Annotated in this window: 18 protein-coding genes; 10 read left to right on the top strand and 8 right to left on the bottom strand. The window is 47.2% G+C overall.

The features are described 5' to 3' along the window. Window positions 1-181 precede the first annotated feature (181 nt). Both ACI0FF_RS10380 and trpE read left to right on the top strand, forming a co-directional pair. Window positions 182-2,041, top strand: coding sequence for a SurA N-terminal domain-containing protein (locus ACI0FF_RS10380; protein WP_419796787.1), 1,860 nt, complete (start codon window positions 182-184; stop codon window positions 2,039-2,041). A gap of 1 nt (window position 2,042) precedes the next feature. Then, window positions 2,043-3,563, top strand: a complete 1,521-nt coding sequence (trpE, locus tag ACI0FF_RS10375; protein ID WP_419796786.1) for an anthranilate synthase component I — start codon at window positions 2,043-2,045, stop codon at window positions 3,561-3,563. Window positions 3,564-3,629: 66 nt separating this feature from the next. Here trpE and ACI0FF_RS10370 read toward each other — a convergent pair whose 3' ends face one another. From ACI0FF_RS10370 to ACI0FF_RS10350, 5 genes are read right to left on the bottom strand one after another with little or no spacing between them, the layout of a single operon-like run. Next, window positions 3,630-3,911, bottom strand: coding sequence for a TMEM165/GDT1 family protein (locus ACI0FF_RS10370; RefSeq protein ID WP_419796785.1), 282 nt, complete (start codon window positions 3,909-3,911; stop codon window positions 3,630-3,632). Continuing rightward, complete coding sequence (locus tag ACI0FF_RS10365) at window positions 3,908-4,117, bottom strand: heavy-metal-associated domain-containing protein (protein ID WP_419796784.1); 210 nt, start codon at window positions 4,115-4,117, stop codon at window positions 3,908-3,910. The genes ACI0FF_RS10370 and ACI0FF_RS10365 overlap by 4 nt, the downstream gene beginning before the upstream one ends. An 8-nt stretch (window positions 4,118-4,125) precedes the next feature. After that, window positions 4,126-5,304, bottom strand: coding sequence for a divergent polysaccharide deacetylase family protein (locus tag ACI0FF_RS10360; protein ID WP_419796783.1), 1,179 nt, complete (start codon window positions 5,302-5,304; stop codon window positions 4,126-4,128). Beyond that, a complete protein-coding gene (cueR, locus tag ACI0FF_RS10355) occupies window positions 5,279-5,698 on the bottom strand; it encodes a Cu(I)-responsive transcriptional regulator (RefSeq protein WP_419796782.1) in 420 nt (139 codons plus the stop codon). The genes ACI0FF_RS10360 and cueR overlap by 26 nt, the downstream gene beginning before the upstream one ends. Next, a complete protein-coding gene (locus ACI0FF_RS10350; protein ID WP_419796781.1) occupies window positions 5,695-7,809 on the bottom strand; it encodes a heavy metal translocating P-type ATPase in 2,115 nt (704 codons plus the stop codon). The genes cueR and ACI0FF_RS10350 overlap by 4 nt, the downstream gene beginning before the upstream one ends. Window positions 7,810-8,015: 206 nt before the next feature. Here ACI0FF_RS10350 and ACI0FF_RS10345 point away from each other — a divergent pair, with 206 nt between their 5' ends. The 6 genes from ACI0FF_RS10345 (at window position 8,016) to lexA (ending at window position 12,972) form a co-directional block, all read left to right on the top strand. Further along, window positions 8,016-8,594: an anthranilate synthase component II gene (locus ACI0FF_RS10345; protein ID WP_417820831.1), complete on the top strand. Its 579-nt coding sequence runs from the start codon at window positions 8,016-8,018 to the stop codon at window positions 8,592-8,594. 5 nt (window positions 8,595-8,599) lie between these two features. Next, a complete protein-coding gene (gene trpD / locus ACI0FF_RS10340; RefSeq protein ID WP_419796780.1) occupies window positions 8,600-9,619 on the top strand; it encodes an anthranilate phosphoribosyltransferase in 1,020 nt (339 codons plus the stop codon). A gap of 4 nt (window positions 9,620-9,623) precedes the next feature. Then, complete coding sequence (gene trpC, locus ACI0FF_RS10335; RefSeq protein ID WP_419796779.1) at window positions 9,624-10,415, top strand: indole-3-glycerol phosphate synthase TrpC; 792 nt, start codon at window positions 9,624-9,626, stop codon at window positions 10,413-10,415. 30 nt (window positions 10,416-10,445) lie between these two features. Then, a complete protein-coding gene (moaC, locus tag ACI0FF_RS10330; protein WP_419796778.1) occupies window positions 10,446-10,925 on the top strand; it encodes a cyclic pyranopterin monophosphate synthase MoaC in 480 nt (159 codons plus the stop codon). Further along, window positions 10,922-12,142 carry a molybdopterin molybdotransferase MoeA gene (glp, locus tag ACI0FF_RS10325; RefSeq protein ID WP_419796777.1) on the top strand — a complete coding sequence of 407 codons (1,221 nt, stop codon included), beginning with the start codon at window positions 10,922-10,924 and terminating at the stop codon, window positions 12,140-12,142. The genes moaC and glp overlap by 4 nt, the downstream gene beginning before the upstream one ends. Before the next feature lie 104 nt (window positions 12,143-12,246). Then, window positions 12,247-12,972 carry a transcriptional repressor LexA gene (gene lexA, locus ACI0FF_RS10320; protein WP_419796776.1) on the top strand — a complete coding sequence of 242 codons (726 nt, stop codon included), beginning with the start codon at window positions 12,247-12,249 and terminating at the stop codon, window positions 12,970-12,972. Window positions 12,973-12,985: 13 nt separating this feature from the next. On the opposite strand, the gene ACI0FF_RS10315 is transcribed toward lexA, so the two are convergent. After that, complete coding sequence (locus ACI0FF_RS10315) at window positions 12,986-15,100, bottom strand: ComEC/Rec2 family competence protein (RefSeq protein ID WP_419796775.1); 2,115 nt, start codon at window positions 15,098-15,100, stop codon at window positions 12,986-12,988. A gap of 52 nt (window positions 15,101-15,152) precedes the next feature. Between ACI0FF_RS10315 and gltX the strand changes: the two genes are divergently transcribed. Both gltX and gltA read left to right on the top strand, forming a co-directional pair. After that, a complete protein-coding gene (gene gltX / locus ACI0FF_RS10310; protein ID WP_419796774.1) occupies window positions 15,153-16,565 on the top strand; it encodes a glutamate--tRNA ligase in 1,413 nt (470 codons plus the stop codon). A 108-nt stretch (window positions 16,566-16,673) separates the two neighbouring features. Continuing rightward, window positions 16,674-17,972 carry a citrate synthase gene (gltA, locus tag ACI0FF_RS10305; RefSeq protein WP_419796773.1) on the top strand — a complete coding sequence of 433 codons (1,299 nt, stop codon included), beginning with the start codon at window positions 16,674-16,676 and terminating at the stop codon, window positions 17,970-17,972. Window positions 17,973-18,036: 64 nt separating this feature from the next. Here the strand turns inward: gltA and ACI0FF_RS10300 are convergent, their stop codons facing one another. Together ACI0FF_RS10300 and ACI0FF_RS10295 are read right to left on the bottom strand one after the other, a co-directional pair. After that, on the bottom strand, window positions 18,037-18,393 hold the full coding sequence (locus tag ACI0FF_RS10300) for a hypothetical protein (RefSeq protein WP_419796772.1): 357 nt from the start codon (window positions 18,391-18,393) through the stop codon (window positions 18,037-18,039). A gap of 72 nt (window positions 18,394-18,465) precedes the next feature. Continuing rightward, window positions 18,466-19,065, bottom strand: a complete 600-nt coding sequence (locus ACI0FF_RS10295; protein WP_419796771.1) for a LysE/ArgO family amino acid transporter — start codon at window positions 19,063-19,065, stop codon at window positions 18,466-18,468. Between the last annotated feature and the right edge of the window lie 83 nt (window positions 19,066-19,148).

The following is a 19,148-nucleotide window of genomic DNA, read 5'->3' as shown; positions in this document are numbered from 1 at the left end:
CGAAAAAATGATCAATATCGCGGTGTTGTTACGTCAAATTTCTGTGTTCTGTGGATGAAAAGAGGTCCTTTGTCACAATATTGGCAAAATTTGGGTGTTTAAGCTGTTGCGAGGTCGTGTTTCCTTACTTATGATGCGCACCAAATTTATAACTCCTCTTAATCGTTGGATTGTCTTCATCATGCTCGATGGTTTTCGCAAACACTCTAATTCTATAGTCGTTAAAACCCTTTTATTCCTGTTGATCGCGAGTTTCGCGGCATGGGGGATTGGGGATATGTTGCGCCCCGCTGCAACCGGTAATTCAGTCGCTACAGTTGGTGGCAAGGAAATCGCGGCACAGGAAGTCTTTAATGATTTTCAACGTGAAATGGCCCGTATGCGTCAGTTGACCGGCGACCAAGGGGTTGATGAAAACTTGTCCAAGGCCATTGGCGGCAGTGTGGTCGATCGTGCAATCAACCGTACCCTTTTGGCAGTAAATGCGGACGATCTTGATGTTGCGATTAGTGATGAACAAGTCGCTCAAGAAATCAGATCGACAGAAATGTTTTTGGACGAGGGTAAATTCAGCCGGGCACGGTTTGAACAAGTTATGTTTTCCAACCGTTTAAACGAAGCACAATATATTGAGCTTGTGCGTGGTGATCTTGCACGTGAGCAAGTCATCAGTGTTTTAAACAGTGGTGTTTATATGCCGGAAAGTGCAGCGAAAGACTTGTATGTCTATTTACAGGAAAAACGTTCTGCAGAGGTTTTGAATGTTGGTCTGGATACTGTTGGCGATGTCCCTGCCCCGACCGAAGAAGAAATTCGTAAATATTACGAAGATAATATCGATTCATTTATGGCCCCTGAATATCGCGGCTTGACCCTGCTGCATATTACACCTGCTGCGATTGCCAAAACAATCGACGTTCCCCTTGAAAAGATCGAAGATGCGTTCAGTGCCCGCCATGCTGAATTTAAAAAGCCGGCGCGCCGTACCGTTGAACAAATTGTTTTCGCAAATGAAGAAGATGCCAAGAAAGCCGCACAAGAACTGGCTGAGGGTAAAGCCTTTGCTGAATTAGGTGGCGAGGTGCTGGAACTTGGTGATGTGACAAAAGAAGAATTGCCGGAAGACCTGCGCGAAGTCACCTTTGCCCTGTCTAAAGGCGAAGCCAGTGCGCCGGTTCAATCCCTGCTGGGTTGGCACATTGTACATGTCAGCGATGCAGTGGAAGCGGTTGATCCGACATTTGACGATTTGAAAGATGAATTACGTGATGCAGTCGCCCTTGAAATGGCAACTGAAGAAGTGTTTGCAATTTCAAATCAAATTGAAGATGCCTTGGGCGGCGGTGCGACAATTGAAGAAGCGGCAAAGGCCGTCGGTTTCGATGTTGTGATTGTTGAATCAACAGATGATCGCGCCAACAGCAAAGATTATAAGAAGGTCGACGCGTTAAAAGGGCAGCAAGCCATTTTGGATGAGGCCTTCCAACTGGATATGAATGCTGAACCGGTCATGAAAGATGATGGCCTAGGCGGTTATTTCATGGTCCGTGTCAACAATATTACCAGCAGTAAAGCGCGTCCGTTTGAGGATGTGAAACTGGCTGTTGAATCTTTTGTTCTTGATTTGAAAAAATTTGATGCTGCGAAGAAAAAGGCAGAAGATGTTGTTGCCAAGATCAAATCAGGGACACCGATTGCACAAGTGGCAGAAGAAGCGCAATTGGTATTGACCAGCGAAATGAACTTTACCCGTATGGATGCAAAATTGCCGAAAGATGTCGTTAAAACTTTGTTTGAAAGCAAAGTTGGCGAGACAGCGATTGGCGCAACACAAAACGGTCAAGTCATTGCCGTTCTAAGCGAAATTAAATCCACAGACGGTGATGCCGATAAATCTCAGATCGAAGTATTGCGTGGTGAAATGGTGAATGCGGTTTCTAACGATATGCAGACCCAATTCATAAATGCCCTGCGCAGCCGCTACAGCGTTAATATCGATCGTGCCATGGTCAATCGTCTCTTTGTGTCAGAGTCTCAATAATATGATTGCTTTCCCCGAATTTTCTGCTTTTGAAAAACTTTATCAAAATGGAATGGCACAGGTTGTATGGACCAAGCAGGTTGCCGATCTGGAAACGCCTGTTTCTGCGATGATGAAGTTGGCGCAAGGTGAGCCTGATAGTTTCCTGTTGGAATCTGTTGAAGGCGGTGCCAAGCGTGGTCGTTATTCATTTTTGGGTTTGAAACCCGACGTGACATGGCGGTGTTTCGGGGAAAAGGCAGAGATCAACCGCAATGCCGGATTGACACGTGATACCTTTGAAGCTTGTGATAAAACATCGCTGGATTCCTTGCGGGCCTTGATTGACGAAAGTGCGATTGAGCTACCAGATCCCCTGCCCCCGATGGCTGCCGGCCTTGTGGGGTATATGGGGTATGACACGGTGCGCTTGATGGAAAAGTTGCCGGATAATAACCCTGATCCGCTTGGTATTCCTGATGGGGTGTTTATGCGCCCGACGATCATTGCCGCCTTTGATAATATCGAAGACGTGGTCACGATTGTCACGCCTGTGCGCCCACAGACGGGATTAAGCGCAAAGGATGCCTATGATGCAGCACTGGATCGTTTGCAGGAAATTGTAGATGGTCTGCAATCCAGTTTGCGTATCAGCCGTGATTTTAATGAAAATATTGGCGAATTACCGGAACCTGTGTCGAATATGAGCCGTGAAGATTTTCACGGCATGGTTCATAAGGCACAAGAATACATTCTGGCCGGTGATATTTTTCAGGCCGTTTTGTCGCAACGCTTTACCCTACCCTTTGAATTGCCACCTTTCGCGCTTTATCGATCATTGCGTCGATTGAACCCGTCTCCGTTCTTGTTCTTCCTTAATTTTGGGGAATTTTCATTGGTGGGGTCCAGTCCTGAAATTTTAGTACGTCAACGCGATGGTGAAGTGACTATTCGTCCGATTGCTGGAACGCGTATTCGCGGCAAAGATGCCGCTGAAGATAAAGCCCTGATGGAAGATCTTTTGTCTGACCCTAAAGAATTGGCCGAACATTTAATGTTGCTGGATCTGGGGCGCAACGATGTTGGACGTGTTGCGAAAATCGGGACGGTTAAAGTTACCGATAAAATGATTGTCGAGCTTTATTCCCATGTGATGCATATCGTCTCCAATGTGGTCGGTGAGCTGGATACAGATCGGTTTGATAATATGGATGCGTTGATCGGTGGTTTCCCCGCAGGGACCGTTTCCGGGGCGCCTAAAGTCCGGGCGATGGAAATTATTGATGAACTGGAACCAGAACGTCGCAGTTTTTATGCCGGATGTATTGGATATTTCGGGGCCAATGGCGATATGGATACCGCCATTGCCTTGCGCACAGCCTTAGTCAAAGATGGAAAAATGTATGTTCAAGCCGGTGGTGGTGTCGTCGCTGATAGCAGCCCGGAAGGTGAATATCAGGAAAGTATCAACAAGGCACGGGCCTTGGTGCGCGCAGCAGAAGAAGCTTATAAATTTGCATCTGATGATAAGGTGCGGAACTGATTTTGTTCTGATTATTAAAAAATATAATAGCGTCAATCCTGATAACATATTGGATCGACGCTATTTTTATGCTTTGAAATGATCAAAGACCGTCCATGCCCCGATGGCAATAAAGCCAATGCCGGCGATTAGTTTCAACGGGATATTGTCGAGATATTTCCCCGCAGCAGCCCCTAAAATGACAGCAATTGCCGTAGAGGCAACCAAAGCGGCAGCAGCGGCAATAAAGACGAATAAGGGGCTGTGGTTTTTATCTGAAGCGAACAAAACCGTTGCCAATTGGGTCTTATCCCCCAGTTCAGCCAGAAAGACGGTGACAAAAACGGGAAGCAGGTAACCAAAGTTCATTCTGATTTTCCTTTAAAATCAAAGCCGGCGTCTTCGATAGCCTCTGAAATTGCCGCTTCATCGTCAATACCGCTGACCTGTACGGTTTTCTTTTCCAGATCAACCTGAATGTCGGCTGTATCATTTAAGGATTTAAGGGCATTTGTAACAGCTTGTGCGCAATGACCACATGTCATGCCGTCAACGATATATGTATTTGTCATCATGGAACTCCTTAACTCAATTCTTGTTTCTTTAATACGATTTGCGAGATGGGCACAAGGCTAAACCCCTTGCTGTGTGCCAAGGGGAGCCATTCTTTTAAGGCAGCAATGGTACCGTCGCGCGGATGCCCGATACCGACGGCAAAGCCTGTTTTTCGTGAAACACTTTCTAATAAGCTTAATTGTTTGAGCACGGCTGTTTTGTCGTTCACGTTATCCAGAAAGACATTGCGTTCTGCAAAAGGAACCCCTTCCTGCGCGGCCATTTCACCGCCAACAGATTTTGCGTTGGTACGGGAATCTAAAAATAACATTTCGCGATTACGCAATTCCGCCATGAGGGCGCTCATTACTGTCTTATCAGTTGTTGCGCGACTGCCCATATGGTTGTTAACACCGACATAGCCGCCAAAACGTTCCAAATTCCAATGAATACGGTCTTGCAGGTCTTCATGGGCAAGATGGGTGTTTAAATGGTTTGGACCAGCATCTAATTTCTCATTCAAAGGTTCCATTGGCAGGTGAACCAAAAGTTCGTGTCCGTTGTTGCGCGCTGTTGCGGTTTGTTTATCCAGACTTTTGGCATAAGGGATAAAAGCCATCGTCAATGGGGCGGGTAACGCCAATGTGCGTGCCGTACGTTTACGATCCAATCCTAAATCATCAATAACAACGGCAATCATGGGTTTATTGGTCGGCATGTCCACTTTTAAAGCATATTGCATCCAGCGCGGTTGTAAGTGTTGCGGGGCAATGATGACGGGGGCGCGTTCTGTATTTGGAACAATTGCAGGCGTATACACGTCCTGAGGCAAAGCTTCTTCATAAACAGCGGCAGGCGGCTGGGGTTTTGCCGTCATATCGACACTGTTGATGCGCGGCTTCGCTTCGGAAGGGATCTGTTTTCTTAAGGGGCGTTTGGGGGGTAACTCACGCACATGGGGGTCGATCTCGGCGTCTTTTGCAGCCAAAATAAGCGGCGCATCAGGCAGCCGGATCATTTCCGGTGCTTGGGCATGTTCCTTGTACCATGCCTGATCCTGAGTTTTTTTTGGCGGATTATGGTTGAATATCCGATCTTTAAAATAGACAGCACCATAAACCAGTGGTCCGCCAATCAGCAATGCGCCGATCAGCGGTCCCAGATTTGTTTTTTTCTTTTTTTTAGTCCGTGGTTTCGGCGCAGCCACAGCTGTCTTCCTTTAAAAAGCTGTTTAGGATCGGGCAATCCGGGCGATCATCCCCGTGGCAGCAATCCACCAGATTTTTTAGGGTGTTGCGTATGCCTTCCAGTTCCTTGATGCGGCTTTCGACTTCTTCAATATGACGTTTGGCAAGTTCGCGCACGTCGCGAGAGGCACGATTTTTATCTTGCCAAAGTTCCAGAAGATTACCGACATCTTTCAAAGGAAACCCCATTTTGCGGGCGCTTTGGATAAAGCGCAGGATTTCAACATCGCGTTCGCAATAATCGCGATAGCCATTATCGGCGCGTGCCGGTTCTGGCATCAGATCGATGCTTTCATAATAACGAATGGTCTTGGCACTGATGCCGGTTAATTTGGAGACCTTACTTATATTCATGGCTTCCACCGTTTCAATAACAAGGAGTTAGTGACCACACTTACACTACTGAGCGCCATTGCACCACCGGCAATTACCGGATTAAGCAAACCGAGCGCCGCAGCCGGTAAGGCAACGACATTGTAGAAAAAGGCCCAGAACAGGTTCTGACGTATTTTGTTGTAGGTTGCATTTGAAATATCAATGGCTTGTGCCACCAATGCAGGGTCGGCACGCATCAACGTTATGCCTGCACTGTGAATGGCAACGTCCGATCCGGTGCCCATTGCAAAGCTGACATCGGCAGCAGCCAAGGCGGGGGCATCGTTGACGCCATCACCGACCATTGCAACCGTGGCGCCCTTTGCCTTCAATTGATTGACTTGATCAGCTTTATCCGCGGGCAGAACTTCGGCAATAACGGTTTCGATGCCAACTTGTTGAGCAACGCTTTGCGCCGTTTTTTTATTGTCCCCACTCAGGAGCACTGGTGTAATTCCTTTTTCTTTCAAGGTGGCAATGGCTTGTTTGGCACTGGCTTTGATTTGATCGCCAATGGCAAAAATACCGAGGACGCTTTCATCATTTTCCAACCAAACAACCGTGTGGCCGCATTCTTCCCATTTTTGGGCCTGACTTTCAAAGGGGGCAAGCGCGTTTTGCATATGTTTGCGATTGCCCAAGCGATAGACAACATTGTCGATTTGTCCGCTGATCCCCTGCCCTGTGGTCGCCTGAAAATCTTGAACTTTTGATAATTTCGTATCGGTGATAAAGGCTTTTGCCAAGGGGTGTTCACTGCCTTGTTGCAAGCTGGCAGAGACAAAAAGAAAATCACCGCTTTGGTCAATCAGTTCGGGCTTGCCTTCGGTCAACGTTCCTGTTTTGTCGAAAATAACAGTGTCGATCTTGTGGGCAAGTTCCAGTGATTGCGCATCCTTGATCAAAATGCCATGACGTGCACCGACCCCGGTCCCGGACATGATCGCAGTTGGCGTGGCCAAGCCAAGGGCGCAAGGACATGCGATAACAAGCACTGTTACGGCGTTAATGATGGCAATATCGCTGCTGACCCCATAAATCAGCCAGCCAACCAAGGTAAACGCGGCGATAATACAGACAATGGGGACAAAAATGGCGGCAATACGGTCTGCGAGTTTCTGCACAGGGGCTTTACTGGCTTGGGCGCCTTGGATCATCTCGATAATCTTGGATAGCACTGTTTCTTTGCCGATTGCAGTCGTTACAATGACCAGCAATCCGGATCCGTTAATCGCCCCGCCTGTAACCTCATCATCCACAGTTTTTGTGACTGGCATACTTTCCCCGGTGAGCATGGATTCATCCAGTTCACTGCGGCCTTTGATAATCTTTCCATCGACCGGGATATTTTCACCGGGTTTGACAATGATAATGTCGCCAAGGCGAATGTCGCTGACAGAAACGGTCTTTTCCATATCACCTTCTTGTCTGCGGGCTGTTTCCGGGCGCAAATGCATCAAGGCACGAATGGCCTGTGTAACCCCGTGCTTGGCACGATTTTCCAACCATTTTCCCAACAGGATTAAGCTGGTCACTGCTGCCGCCGCTTCGAAATACAGGGCTTGATGATTGCCGGATGGGGCAAATAACTCATAGAGACTGAGGCCAAAGGCCGCTGTTGTCCCAAGGGAAACAAGCAAATCCATATTTCCCGTCAATGCTTTAAGTGCGGCCCAGGCAGAACCATAAAAGCGATAAACGGCAACCAGTTGAACCGGGGTTGCGAGTAAAAGCTGAACATAGCCGTTTAAATGCCATGTGACCCCAAAGGGCATCAAGATCATCGGAGCAACCAAGGGAATGGTTAAGAGCAAGCAGAAGGTTAAAATCCCTTTTTCGCGATTATCGGGCTTTTCTTCCGGCTCAATCGTATCGTCACGTATTTCAGTGGCACCAAATCCGGCTTTTTCGACCATGGTAATCAAATCACCAACGGATACGCCGTCATCGCTTACGTTGATATGAGCCTGTTCTATGGCGAGATTAACCGTTGCCTCTTTGACACCGTCCATGCGGTTGAGAACTTTCTCAATGCGGCTGGAGCAAGACGCGCACGTCATTCCGATGATGTTCAGTTTATACTCTGTCATGGCTTTACCTTCCATCTAACTGTAATGTTATATGGTCTTTCCAGTAAGGGCAAGGTCAAGGGATAAATTATTCGAATTTGGTGACATTTTATGGCTATATTCACCTTGACCTTACGGCAGTCTGCTTGCATTCTGCGTCCATAAAGAATTTTGTTTGGGGTATCTGCTTTGTGTGACACCTGAACTTTTACATGTAAGTTGCTGATATGTTTCTGTTAATTGATAATTATGATAGCTTCACCTATAACCTCGTTCACTATTTTGGGGAACTGGGGGCGGAGATGGTCGTGCGGCGAAATGACGTGCTCAGTGCGGATGAGGCGATGGCCTTAAATCCGCAAGGGATCATTTTATCCCCCGGCCCTTGTGACCCGGATCAGGCTGGCATTTGCCTGGAATTGATTGAAAAAGCATCTGGCAAGTTGCCGATTTTCGGGGTTTGTCTGGGGCATCAATCCATTGGTCAGGCTTTTGGGGCAAAGATTGTGCGTGCCCCTGAACCCATGCATGGAAAAATCAGCCCGATCCACCATGAAGGCAAAGGTGTTTTTGCTAATATTCCTTCGCCGCTGGCTGTAACGCGCTATCACTCCTTGACCATAGATCCGGCAAGCATGCCTGATTGTCTGGAGGTGACATCACAAACGGACGATGGTGTGATTATGGGGGTGCAGCATAAAGAATTGCCCATTCACGGTGTGCAGTTCCACCCAGAAAGCATTGCTTCTGAACATGGGCATCAGCTTTTGAAAAACTTTTTAGAACTCGCAGAAAAACAGGGATAAGCCAGATGAGTGACGCGATGAAACCCCTTATTGCCAAGGTTGCCGATGGTTTGACCTTGACGCAGGAAGAAGCCAAAGCCGCCTTTGATATTATTATGACAGGTGAAGCAAGCGCGGCACAAATTGGCGGTTTTTTGATGGCGTTACGTGTGCGTGGTGAAACTGTAGATGAAATCACAGGCGCTGTGACGACGATGCGCGAACAAATGCGCCCGATCAAGGCACCGGCCGATGCGATTGATATTGTTGGTACTGGCGGGGATGCCAAAGGAACGCTGAACATTTCAACAGCGACGGCTTTTGTGGTGGCGGGTTGTGGTGTGACGGTTGCAAAACACGGTAACAAGGCTTTGTCTTCAAAATCCGGGGCCGCAGATGTTCTCTCCAGTCTTGGGTTGAATATGGAAGCCCCTGTACCCACAGTGGAAAAAGCCATTGCCGAAGTCGGGATCGGTTTTTTAATGGCCCCGCTTTATCATACAGCCATGCGTTTTGTCGGTCCGCACCGGGTGGAACTCGGCACGCGTACGATTTTCAACCTTGTCGGGCCGTTGTCTAATCCGGCAGGAGTGAAACGCCAAATGACCGGGGTTTTCGATAAACGCTGGGTGCGCCCAATGGCAGAGGTGCTGGGGCGTTTGGGCAGTGAGAAAGTCTGGATCGTGCATGGCAGTGACGGCATGGATGAAATCACGACAACGGGTCCGTCTTATGTGGCGGAGTTTGCAAACGGTCAAGTCCGTGAATTTGAAATTAATCCCGGTGATCTTGGATTATCGTTGGTCGGTGAAGAAGATCTTAAAGGCGGTGATGCAGCTTATAATGCGGCCGCGATCCATCGCTTGTTTGATGGTGAAACCGGCCCGTACCGCGATGTTGTGTTGTTAAATGCTGCTGCCTCTTTGATGGTTGCAGATAAAGTGACAAGTCTGGCTGATGGTATGGCGATGGCAGCAAAGGCGATTGATCAAGGTAAGGCAAAGATGGCTTTGCAGAATTTGGTCAAGGCCACTAACGGAGAATAAGTCAGTGAGTGATATTCTGGCAAAAATTTGTGCTGATAAGCGGGACTACGTTGAACATTGTAAAAAACGCAAAAGCCTGAACATTTTGGAAGTTGCAGCCAAGCAAGCATCCAGACCGCGCGGGTTTATCAGTGCGCTGAAATCACGGGTGCGTGCAAAACAATATGGTTTAATTGCGGAAATCAAGAAAGCATCTCCGTCCAAAGGTCTGATCCGTCCGGATTTTGATCCGGTTGAAATTGCCAAGGCCTATGAAGCAGGTGGTGCGGCTTGTATGTCTGTTTTAACAGATGTTCCCTATTTTCAAGGGGCTGACGAATATCTGGTTGTGGCGCGCAATGCTGTATCCCTGCCGGTTTTACGTAAAGACTTTATGATTGATCCCTATCAGGTCACGGAAGCCCGTGCCTTGGGTGCTGATTGTATCTTACTGATCATGGCCGCGTTATCAGATGATTTGGCAGCAGAGTTGGAAGAAAAAGCCCTGTCTTACGGGATGGATTGCTTGATTGAAGTGCACGATGAAGAAGAAATGGAACGTGCACTGAAATTGAAATCCAAATTAATCGGCGTGAACAACCGAAACCTGAAGACGATGGAAATCAGCCTGACGACAACGGAACGTCTGGCCCCGATGGCACCTAAAGACCGATTGCTGGTTTGCGAAAGTGGGATTTTTAACCCGGAAGACTTGGCCCGCATGTCCAAAGTCAATGCCAACTGTTTCCTTGTTGGGGAATCTTTGATGCGACAGGATGATGTGGAAGCCGCGACACAAGCACTTTTGGCCCGCTAACATCTAATACGATATTTCAAGAGGAACCATATGGGCGATCAGTTCACGCATTTCGATCAGGACGGGAACGCCGTGATGGTCGACGTATCGGAAAAAGACATTACAGAACGCAGCGCAACTGCAAAAGGCAGTGTCGTTATGCAGCCTGAAACGCTGGCCCGCATTATGGACGGCACCATGAAGAAAGGTGATGTTCTTAGTGTTGCGCAGTTGGCGGGGATTATGGGGGCGAAAAAGACGCCTGATTTAATACCGTTATGTCACCCACTGGCGCTGACGTCTGTAAAAGTGGAACTGATCTGTGTACCCGAACGTAATGCCGTGGATGTCGAGGCAACTTGTAAACTTAAGGGTCGTACCGGCGTCGAAATGGAAGCCTTAACAGCGGTCTCCGTCGCCTGTCTCACCGTTTATGACATGTGTAAGGCCGTTGATAAGGCAATGACGATCACGGATGTGCGTCTTACCTATAAGGAAGGCGGCAAATCAGGAAAGTTCGTCGCACAATGAGTTTAATTCCCTTAAACGATGCCTTTGCCAAAGTTGAAGAAGGTATTCGCACCCTGCCTGCTGAAATGGTTTCTGTTGCCGATGCCTTGGGCCGTGTGGTGGCTGAAGATGTGGCCGCACGCTTAACCCAGCCCCCTGCCCCGGTTTCTGCAATGGATGGCTATGCGGTGGTTTCATCTGATATCCCTCAACATCCTGTGACGCTTAAACGCGTTGGGGAGTCACAAGCCGGTGGTCCGTTTATGGGGACGCTGCAATCCGGGCAATGTGTGCGTATCTTTACAGGTGCGCCGTTACCTGCGGGGGCAGACGCGGTCATCATGCAGGAAGATACCGAGGTCGATGGCGATCTGATCACCTTTAAGGAAGTTGCGTTTGAAGGTAAGTTCGTACGCCGCGCCGGGCTGGACTTTTCTAAAGGCGATATCCTGATCAAGAAAGGCCAAATTCTGTCCGCGCGTGACATTGGATTACTTTGTGCAATGAATGTGCCGTGGGTCCATGTCTATCGCAAACCGCGTGTCGCGATTTTGGCAACGGGTGATGAACTGGTTATGCCCGGTGAAGCGTTGCGCGATAGCCAGATTATTTCGTCCAATTCCTTGATGGTTGGTGCAATGGTAACCGCGATGGGCGGGGAAGCCATCAATTTGGGGATTGCAGGAGATAGCGAAAGTTCCCTACGATCCATGCTTGCCGGTGTGGAGGGGGCAGATTTGCTGGTGACATCCGGTGGTGTCTCGGTTGGTGAATATGACCTTGTTCGCAATGTCTTGGGTGAAGAAGGTCTGGATATTGATGTTTACCGGATTGCGATCAAACCCGGTAAGCCGTTTATGTTTGGCCGCATAAAAGATAAACCTGCAATGGGGTTGCCTGGTAATCCGGTATCGGCTTATGTGACTGCCTTTATTTTCCTGCGTGCTGCTTTGAAGAAAATGCAAGGCTTGCCGTTTGAACAGGATAAACCTATTCGGGCCATTCTGGGCGGTGCTGTGAAAGCCAATGGGGCGCGACAGGAATTTATGCGCGCGGTCTTTGCTCATAACGAAAACGGACAACTGGTTGCAACGCCTTATGATAAGCAAGACAGTGCCATGCTGGCGAACCTTGCTCATTGTGAAGGTTTCATCATTCGCCCGGTTAATGCCCCCGCCTTGAATGAAGGCGATGAAACAAACGTGATTTACGTTCGGGACTCTTTGCTTTCTGTCTGATGTTTGTTCTCTAAGAGCTTGTTTTGTTCTTGACCTGTTTTGGGAACTAAAGTAGAACATAATGTGTGTTTTACTTTTGTTCCACTTTGGGAGGGTGAACAGCTATGTTGACGAAAAAACAATACGACCTGCTTTTGTTCCTTGAGAAACGCCTTAAGGATACAGGTGTTTCCCCTTCTTATGATGAAATGAAAGAAGCACTGGATCTAAAATCCAAATCAGGCATTCATCGTCTGATTACCGGATTGGAAGAGCGTGGCTTTATCCGTCGTCTTCCCCACCGCGCCCGTGCGGTTGAGGTTTTGCGTGTCCCAGAAAATCAGGATCAGCTTGAAGGGCCGTTGCGTTCTGATAGTTCCAAGATTCATGACTTGCAGGAAATGCGTAATCAGGTTGGGGGTGTAGACGGTAATAAACGTGCAAATACCGATATTTTACCGGACTCCGAAGCTGTGCAGCTTGCCCTTGTCGGCAAAATCGCTGCCGGTACACCGATTGAAGCCTTGCAAGACGAAAGCAATCATGTGGATGTGCCTGCCAGCTTGTTGGGATTGGGCAATCACTATGCGTTGGAAGTCGAAGGCGATTCCATGATTGAAGCCGGGATCAATGATGGAGACACGGTGATTATTCAACGCTGTAATACCGCAGAAAATGGGGCGATTATCGTTGCGTTGGTTGATCAGGAAGAGGCAACGTTGAAAAAATTGCGCCGCAAAGGTGGCTCAATTGCACTGGAACCGGCCAACCCGGCTTATGAAACCCGCATTTTGCCGCCGGATCGTGTAAAAATACAGGGTCGCCTTGTTGGTTTGATCCGCAAGTATTGATCCCTTCGCTTTTTTAGTTGGTTCCGTAAATGGTCCATGGACGCTGCCCTCTGACATCGCGGGTGGTTTCAATTTCGATCCTCCCCGTTGTGTCGATATGGATGGCATGTGCGCCGTTTTGTTTCAGACTGTGCTGATCAATAATAAATTTGGGTTCTGTGCAAACCGCCGGACTATATTGAGGCGTGATTAAGATATCTGCGCGCTGGCAATCTTCGCCCAAGGCCATAGAGTGACGGTTAAAGATAATTTGATAACCATTTCGGTTTCGTAACAGGCAACCTTGACGGTCACAGGCCAGTTGTTGTTCGAATGAATTTAGCTGTTTTTCATCCTTTCCCCAACGACGTAACCAGTTTTCACGCGTATAGGCAGCACGCCGTAATTGCGAGACAACAACTTCCCCGCTTTCTGTTTGAATGGCAGAAATCCGGCCGTCTCCACTGATTAAAATATCGGGTTGTTTGTTGTTATAAGTGACGATAAACGCAATTAAGCTTACGATAGCAAATGCAGGAAAGCGGATTTTTGATCTTAATAAACAAAGGCATAAACCAGCAAGTGTCAGCAAAACCAGGGAAAGGTCATTTAGGGCTGATATATTGATTTGTGCAAAAGGTAAGGCAGCTGTTTCGTTTGCAACCCATAATAAAGCAGAAATACCACCGCCCATGATCCAGAGGGGGAAAGCTTCCAGGTGAAAAGGCATCAGGATTAGGGCAGCCAATCCAAACGGCATGATCAAAAATACGGTCAGCGGGATTGCCAATAGGTTTGCACCAATCCCCCACAGGGCCACCCGGTTGAAATGGTAAGCAGCAAATGGTGTGGTTGCACAGGTGGCGATGAAGCTGGATGAAATAATATCGCGGATATAGCCAATTACTTTGGGGAAATTTGGGTTAGGTTTACGATGTTCATAAAACGCAATTAAGGCGGTAACGGCAGCAAAAGAAAGCTGGAAGCTTGCGCCCATCAGGCTTTCCGGGAACAAAATCAAAATGAAAATGGCCGCCCATGCCACACTTCGCAGGGAAATAGCTTTGCGGTCCAGTAAAACGCCAACTAAAACAATGGTGCTCATAATAAAAGCGCGCATGGTGGGCACACTTGCTCCGGTTAAAAGGGTAAAGAACAAGGTTGCCGCAATGGCAAAGACAGCGGCCCATTTTTTCGTGGGATAGCGCAAGGACAAAGATGGGGTAAGGCTTAACAAGAAACGGATACAAAAGAAAAATAAGGCGCAAACCAAGCCAATATGAAGACCTGAAATCGCAAGAAGATGTGCCAGTCCGGCTTTGCGGACATTTTCCATTGTTTCGTCGTCAATCAATCCTTTGCTTCCGGTCAGAAAAGTGGTGGCGAGACTTAAGATATCTTTGTCTTTTGGTTTATGAAAGAAGCTGGTTAAACGATTTTGAACAGATTGCCTCAGTTCTGCAAAAAAATCATACTGTCCAACTTCTGTATTTTTTAAGATTTCAAGGTCGCCATAGATAAAACCGATGGCACCAATGCCTTTAAAATAGGCGTATCGCTGAAAATCGAAGGCATGCGGGCTTACAGGCTGTGGAAGTGGTTTTAAGACCGCCCGTGTCTTAATCCATTGACCTGTTTTCAAGGTTGAAATGGGGCTGTTTACATGTAATCGCACGCGACTGGGAATATGGTCGGCGCGTAATCGACTGATTTGCAAGTTATCGAGGATCAGTTTTATTCCCTTTTCTTCGGGAAGAATTTTAGCGATTCGTCCTTGAATTTGTGTGGCGCCAACACTGTATGGCAGTACTTTGGTATCAACAGAGAGTGTTCTCAATTGTGCTGATGAAAAACCAACGAATATTATAGTCAGTGCCAAAGTACTTAAGAATACAATGTAATAATCACGTAAATAATACGTGGTCAGACCACTTATAAATAGGCAAGTTAAGCCTATCCAAGTAGGGAGTTCTCTGGTGATACCAAAATAAAAAGCAATTCCAACGGCAAGTAGAACTGGAATCCACAAGAAAAAATGATCTTTTTCTTGAGTTAAAAAGAGCTTAAAAGGCTTTGAAAAATATAGCTTTTGGTGTTTGTGTCGAATTTTTGACAGTATTTTTTCAAAAGCAACTAATGCACATCTCATTTTTATATGGTACACAACCGCCAACTAAAGAAACAACAAAGATTTTGGCTACATGACTGTCGTAACACGATTTGCTCCTTCTCCGACCGGCTACCTCCACATTGGTGGGGCGCGCACGGCTCTTTTCAACTGGCTGTTCGCCCGCCATCATAACGGAAAATTCCTTCTCCGTATCGAAGATACTGACCGTGAACGTTCAACGGACGATGCGGTGGATAAAATTTTTGACGGCTTGAACTGGCTCGGCCTTGATTGGGATGGCGATGTCGTTTCTCAATTCGAACGCCGGGATCGTCATGCAGAGGTTGCGCAGCAACTTCTTACGGAAGGTAAAGCGTACTATTGTTATTGCACGCCGGATGAATTGACCGAAATGCGCGAAAAAGCCCGCGCAGAAGGCCGTACGGTGGCTTATGATCGTCGCTGGCGTGATTCAGATGCGACCCCGCCAGAAGGCATTAAACCCGTTGTTCGTTTGAAAGCCCCGCTGGAAGGTGAAACAACAGTTGTTGATGCCGTACAGGGCGAAGTGAAAGTCGCAAATGACAAGATCGATGATATGATCCTGTTACGTGGCGATGGTACACCAACTTATATGTTGGCTGTGGTTGTCGATGATCACGATATGGGGGTTACCCATGCTATTCGTGGCGATGACCATTTGACCAATACTTTCCGCCAAAAAGTGATTTATGATGCAATGGGGTGGGAAACACCGACTTTTGCTCATATTCCATTGATCCACGGTTCTGATGGCAAAAAACTGTCCAAGCGTCATGGGGCCTTGGCCGCATCCAGTTACCGCGAAGATGGTTTCCTGCCTGAAGCCATGTGCAATTATCTGCTGCGCTTGGGTTGGGGGCATGGTGATGATGAATTTATACCGCGTGAAAAAGCGATTGAATGGTTTGATCTGGACGGCATTGGGAAATCCCCTGCCCGTTTTGACACCGTCAAGCTGACCGCGTTGAATTTTGAATATATGCGCCAAGCAGATGACGCTTATTTAACAAACCTTGTTTTACCCTTGATTGAAGCCAATCTTGGGGATGACTACAATAAAGAAGGGGCTGCTTGGCTTCAGGCTGGCATGCCCGGATTAAAAGAACGTGCCAAAACTTTGTTGGAACTGGCAGACAGCAGCGCTTTTTATCTGCGCAGCCTGCCGTTCACTTATGATGACAAAGCTTTGAAACTTATCAATAAAGGCAACGCAAAAGAATTGCTCGCGCAGTTTGTTGCAAGCCTTGAAACTGTGTCTGAATGGACGCAGGAAAACCTTGAAAATGCGGCTAAATCCTTGGCAGAAAGTCAAGAAGTTGGTCTTGGCAAAATTGCCCAGCCAATCCGCGTTGCATTGACAGGATCCACCGTTTCGCCATCCGTTTTCGAAATTATGGCTGTTTTAGGCCGTGATGAAACTGTGAAGCGATTAACGTGTGAGCCTGCCAATCAAGGAGAATAATTGTTTTTTTGACTAACAAGCAGTAAAGTCTGCACCAATATTATGTTAAGTCAGTTCACCTTGCCTTGGACAATTAGGTCCGAGCAACATTTATAAGGGGATGTCTCTATGAGTTCTAAGAAGTCCTTTACTCTTACAGATAATCAGTCTGGGAAAAGTTACGAATTGCCGGTTATGGATGCGTCCGTTGGACCGAGCGTTGTTGACGTTCGCAAGTTCTACGCAGATACCGATCATTTCACATATGACCCGGGGTTCACCTCTACAGGTTCCTGTGAGTCTAAAATCTCTTTCATCGACGGTGACAAAGGTATTTTGCAACACCGTGGTTACTCTATCGAAGACCTGGCTGAAAACTGTGACTTCATGGAAGTTGCTTATTTGCTGTTGAAAGGCGAATTGCCGAATATCGACGAAAAAGCCAAATTCGAAAATGACATCACCATGCATACAATGGTGCATGAACAACTGCACAAATTCTTTGATGGTTTCCGTCGCGATGCACACCCGATGGCGATTATGGTGGGTGTTGTTGGTGCGTTGTCTGCATTCTATCACGACTCATTGGATATTAACGATCCGCACCAGCGTATGGTTGCCTCTTATCGTTTGATTGCTAAAATGCCGACAATTGCGGCATGGGCTTATAAGTATTCTGTTGGCCAGCCGTTCATGTATCCGCGCAATGACATGCGTTATGCAGAAGACTTCCTGCATATGATGTTTTCTGTACCGTGCGAAGATTACAAAGTAAGCCCGGTATTGGCAAAAGCAATGGATCGTATTTTGATCTTGCATGCTGACCATGAACAGAACGCGTCTACATCAACTGTTCGTTTGGCGGGTTCTTCTGGTGCCAATCCGTTTGCTTGTATCGCTGCAGGTATCGCGTCCTTGTGGGGCCCGGCACACGGTGGTGCGAACGAAGCGGTTCTCAACATGTTGACTGAAATCGGTACACCGGATCGTGTGGGTGAATTTGTTGCGAAAGCGAAAGATAAGAACGATCCGTTCCGTCTTATGGGCTTTGGCCACCGCGTTTACAAAAACTTCGACCCACGTGCGAAAATCATGGCAAAAACGTGTCACGAAGTTCTCGGCGAATTGGGCATTAAGGATGAGCCGTTGCTTGATATCGCAATGCAGCTTGAAAAGATCGCTTTGGAAGACGAGTACTTCATTGAGAAGAAACTCTACCCGAACGTTGATTTCTATTCCGGCATTATCTTAAAAGCGATGGGTATTCCGACATCTATGTTCACTGTATTGTTTGCACTGGCCCGTACAACAGGCTGGATTGCACAGTGGAACGAAATGATCGAAGATCCGTCTCAGCGTATTGGTCGTCCGCGTCAGCTTTATACAGGTGAAGTGGATCGCGAATTCTTGCCGTTGCATAAACGCTAAGATACGGACAACTTTATATTCTAATAAAAAGCCGCTCGAATCTTCGAGCGGCTTTTTTTGTTTATTACCAGCTTGCTGTCCAGAAATATAATTTCCGATCTGTGCAAAGGTAGTGGCCTTTAGCCGTTCTTTTACTGATTTCACCTTGATATGTACAAGTTTTGCTGTCGTTAATATCCACGCGCCTTAGGATGATTTTTTTACCGTCATTTTTGGTTATTTCGCCGTTAAATCTCGTCATTCCTTGTATGCCTTGTATTTTTCCGTCCGGCATGACGTTCCAGATACCTTTTGTCGTTACACCGCTTCGAGATTCCTTATCAGATACCATCCACCGAACAGGCTGCTTGAGAATAATCTCACTTGCTTGTGCTAAACTTGGGGCTAGAACAAGAATTATAGTTAAAATCAAATGTCTCATATTATTGTACCCTCAATTGATTGAGGTTTTACTTATAAGGGTTTATTTATTAATTAAACATCTTAAAGTTCGTTATATAACTAATGAAAGGGCAATGCTCCACATCATTAATCCCGTTACTGCATCGATGATTTTCCAGGTGATCGGGCGTTGCAGGTAAGGTGATGCCCACGCCGCCCCTAGGGAGATGAGGGAAAACCAGAGAATGCTTGCGCAAGCCGCACCAAAACCGAAATAGAGGCGATCTTGGGCACTATATTGTGCGGCGATACCTCCCAAGAGTACAACGGTGTCCAGATATACATGTGGATTTAGCAGAGTGATGGCGATGGTATAGAGAAAGACCTCTCGCCGCGATTTACCGTGGGATTTATCTTGTTTGAGATTGTGGTCACTGAAAAGGCTTTTGAAACTTTGAAAGCCATACCATCCTAGAAAGAGCGCCCCACCCCACGCCATGATATCTGTCAGAACGGGACTTGCCGATATTAAGCCGCCTACCCCAGCAACACCGGCGGAAATCAAAAGAATGTCGCAGATTGCACAAATGGTGGCGACCATAATATGGTATTGGCGACGTAAACCTTGGCCCAGCACAAAGGCATTTTGCGCACCGATGGCAATAATCAACCCAGCACCGATACCCAACCCAGAAATAAAAGGCGTAATCATTCTTAACCCTTTGGTTTACTTAATTTGTAGATAGATTTTTAACCAATTGTCTCTATAAATAGAAATGAATAGTGCTTAATGTC

The sequence above is a fragment of the Terasakiella sp. 4MB5A genome, from assembly GCF_050058155.1.
GTDB classification, from domain to species: Bacteria; Pseudomonadota; Alphaproteobacteria; order Rhodospirillales; family Terasakiellaceae; genus Terasakiella; species Terasakiella halodenitrificans.
The sequence above is the reverse complement of the archived record's forward strand: the minus strand, read 5'-3'. Positions and strand labels throughout refer to the sequence as shown.

Coding starts and splice junctions, on each gene's coding strand:
- trpE (WP_419796786.1), top strand. CDS start 2,043: ATGATTGCTTTCCCCGAATTTTCTGCTTTTGAAAAACTTTATCAAAAT.
- glp (WP_419796777.1), top strand. CDS start 10,922: ATGAGTTTAATTCCCTTAAACGATGCCTTTGCCAAAGTTGAAGAAGGT.
- moaC (WP_419796778.1), top strand. CDS start 10,446: ATGGGCGATCAGTTCACGCATTTCGATCAGGACGGGAACGCCGTGATG.
- gltA (WP_419796773.1), top strand. CDS start 16,674: ATGAGTTCTAAGAAGTCCTTTACTCTTACAGATAATCAGTCTGGGAAA.
- ACI0FF_RS10350 (WP_419796781.1), bottom strand. CDS start 7,809: ATGACAGAGTATAAACTGAACATCATCGGAATGACGTGCGCGTCTTGC.
- trpD (WP_419796780.1), top strand. CDS start 8,600: ATGAGTGACGCGATGAAACCCCTTATTGCCAAGGTTGCCGATGGTTTG.
- gltX (WP_419796774.1), top strand. CDS start 15,153: ATGACTGTCGTAACACGATTTGCTCCTTCTCCGACCGGCTACCTCCAC.
- ACI0FF_RS10300 (WP_419796772.1), bottom strand. CDS start 18,393: ATGAGACATTTGATTTTAACTATAATTCTTGTTCTAGCCCCAAGTTTA.
- ACI0FF_RS10345 (WP_417820831.1), top strand. CDS start 8,016: ATGTTTCTGTTAATTGATAATTATGATAGCTTCACCTATAACCTCGTT.
- lexA (WP_419796776.1), top strand. CDS start 12,247: ATGTTGACGAAAAAACAATACGACCTGCTTTTGTTCCTTGAGAAACGC.
- ACI0FF_RS10365 (WP_419796784.1), bottom strand. CDS start 4,117: ATGATGACAAATACATATATCGTTGACGGCATGACATGTGGTCATTGC.
- ACI0FF_RS10370 (WP_419796785.1), bottom strand. CDS start 3,911: ATGAACTTTGGTTACCTGCTTCCCGTTTTTGTCACCGTCTTTCTGGCT.
- ACI0FF_RS10295 (WP_419796771.1), bottom strand. CDS start 19,065: ATGATTACGCCTTTTATTTCTGGGTTGGGTATCGGTGCTGGGTTGATT.
- ACI0FF_RS10380 (WP_419796787.1), top strand. CDS start 182: ATGCTCGATGGTTTTCGCAAACACTCTAATTCTATAGTCGTTAAAACC.
- ACI0FF_RS10315 (WP_419796775.1), bottom strand. CDS start 15,100: ATGAGATGTGCATTAGTTGCTTTTGAAAAAATACTGTCAAAAATTCGA.
- cueR (WP_419796782.1), bottom strand. CDS start 5,698: ATGAATATAAGTAAGGTCTCCAAATTAACCGGCATCAGTGCCAAGACC.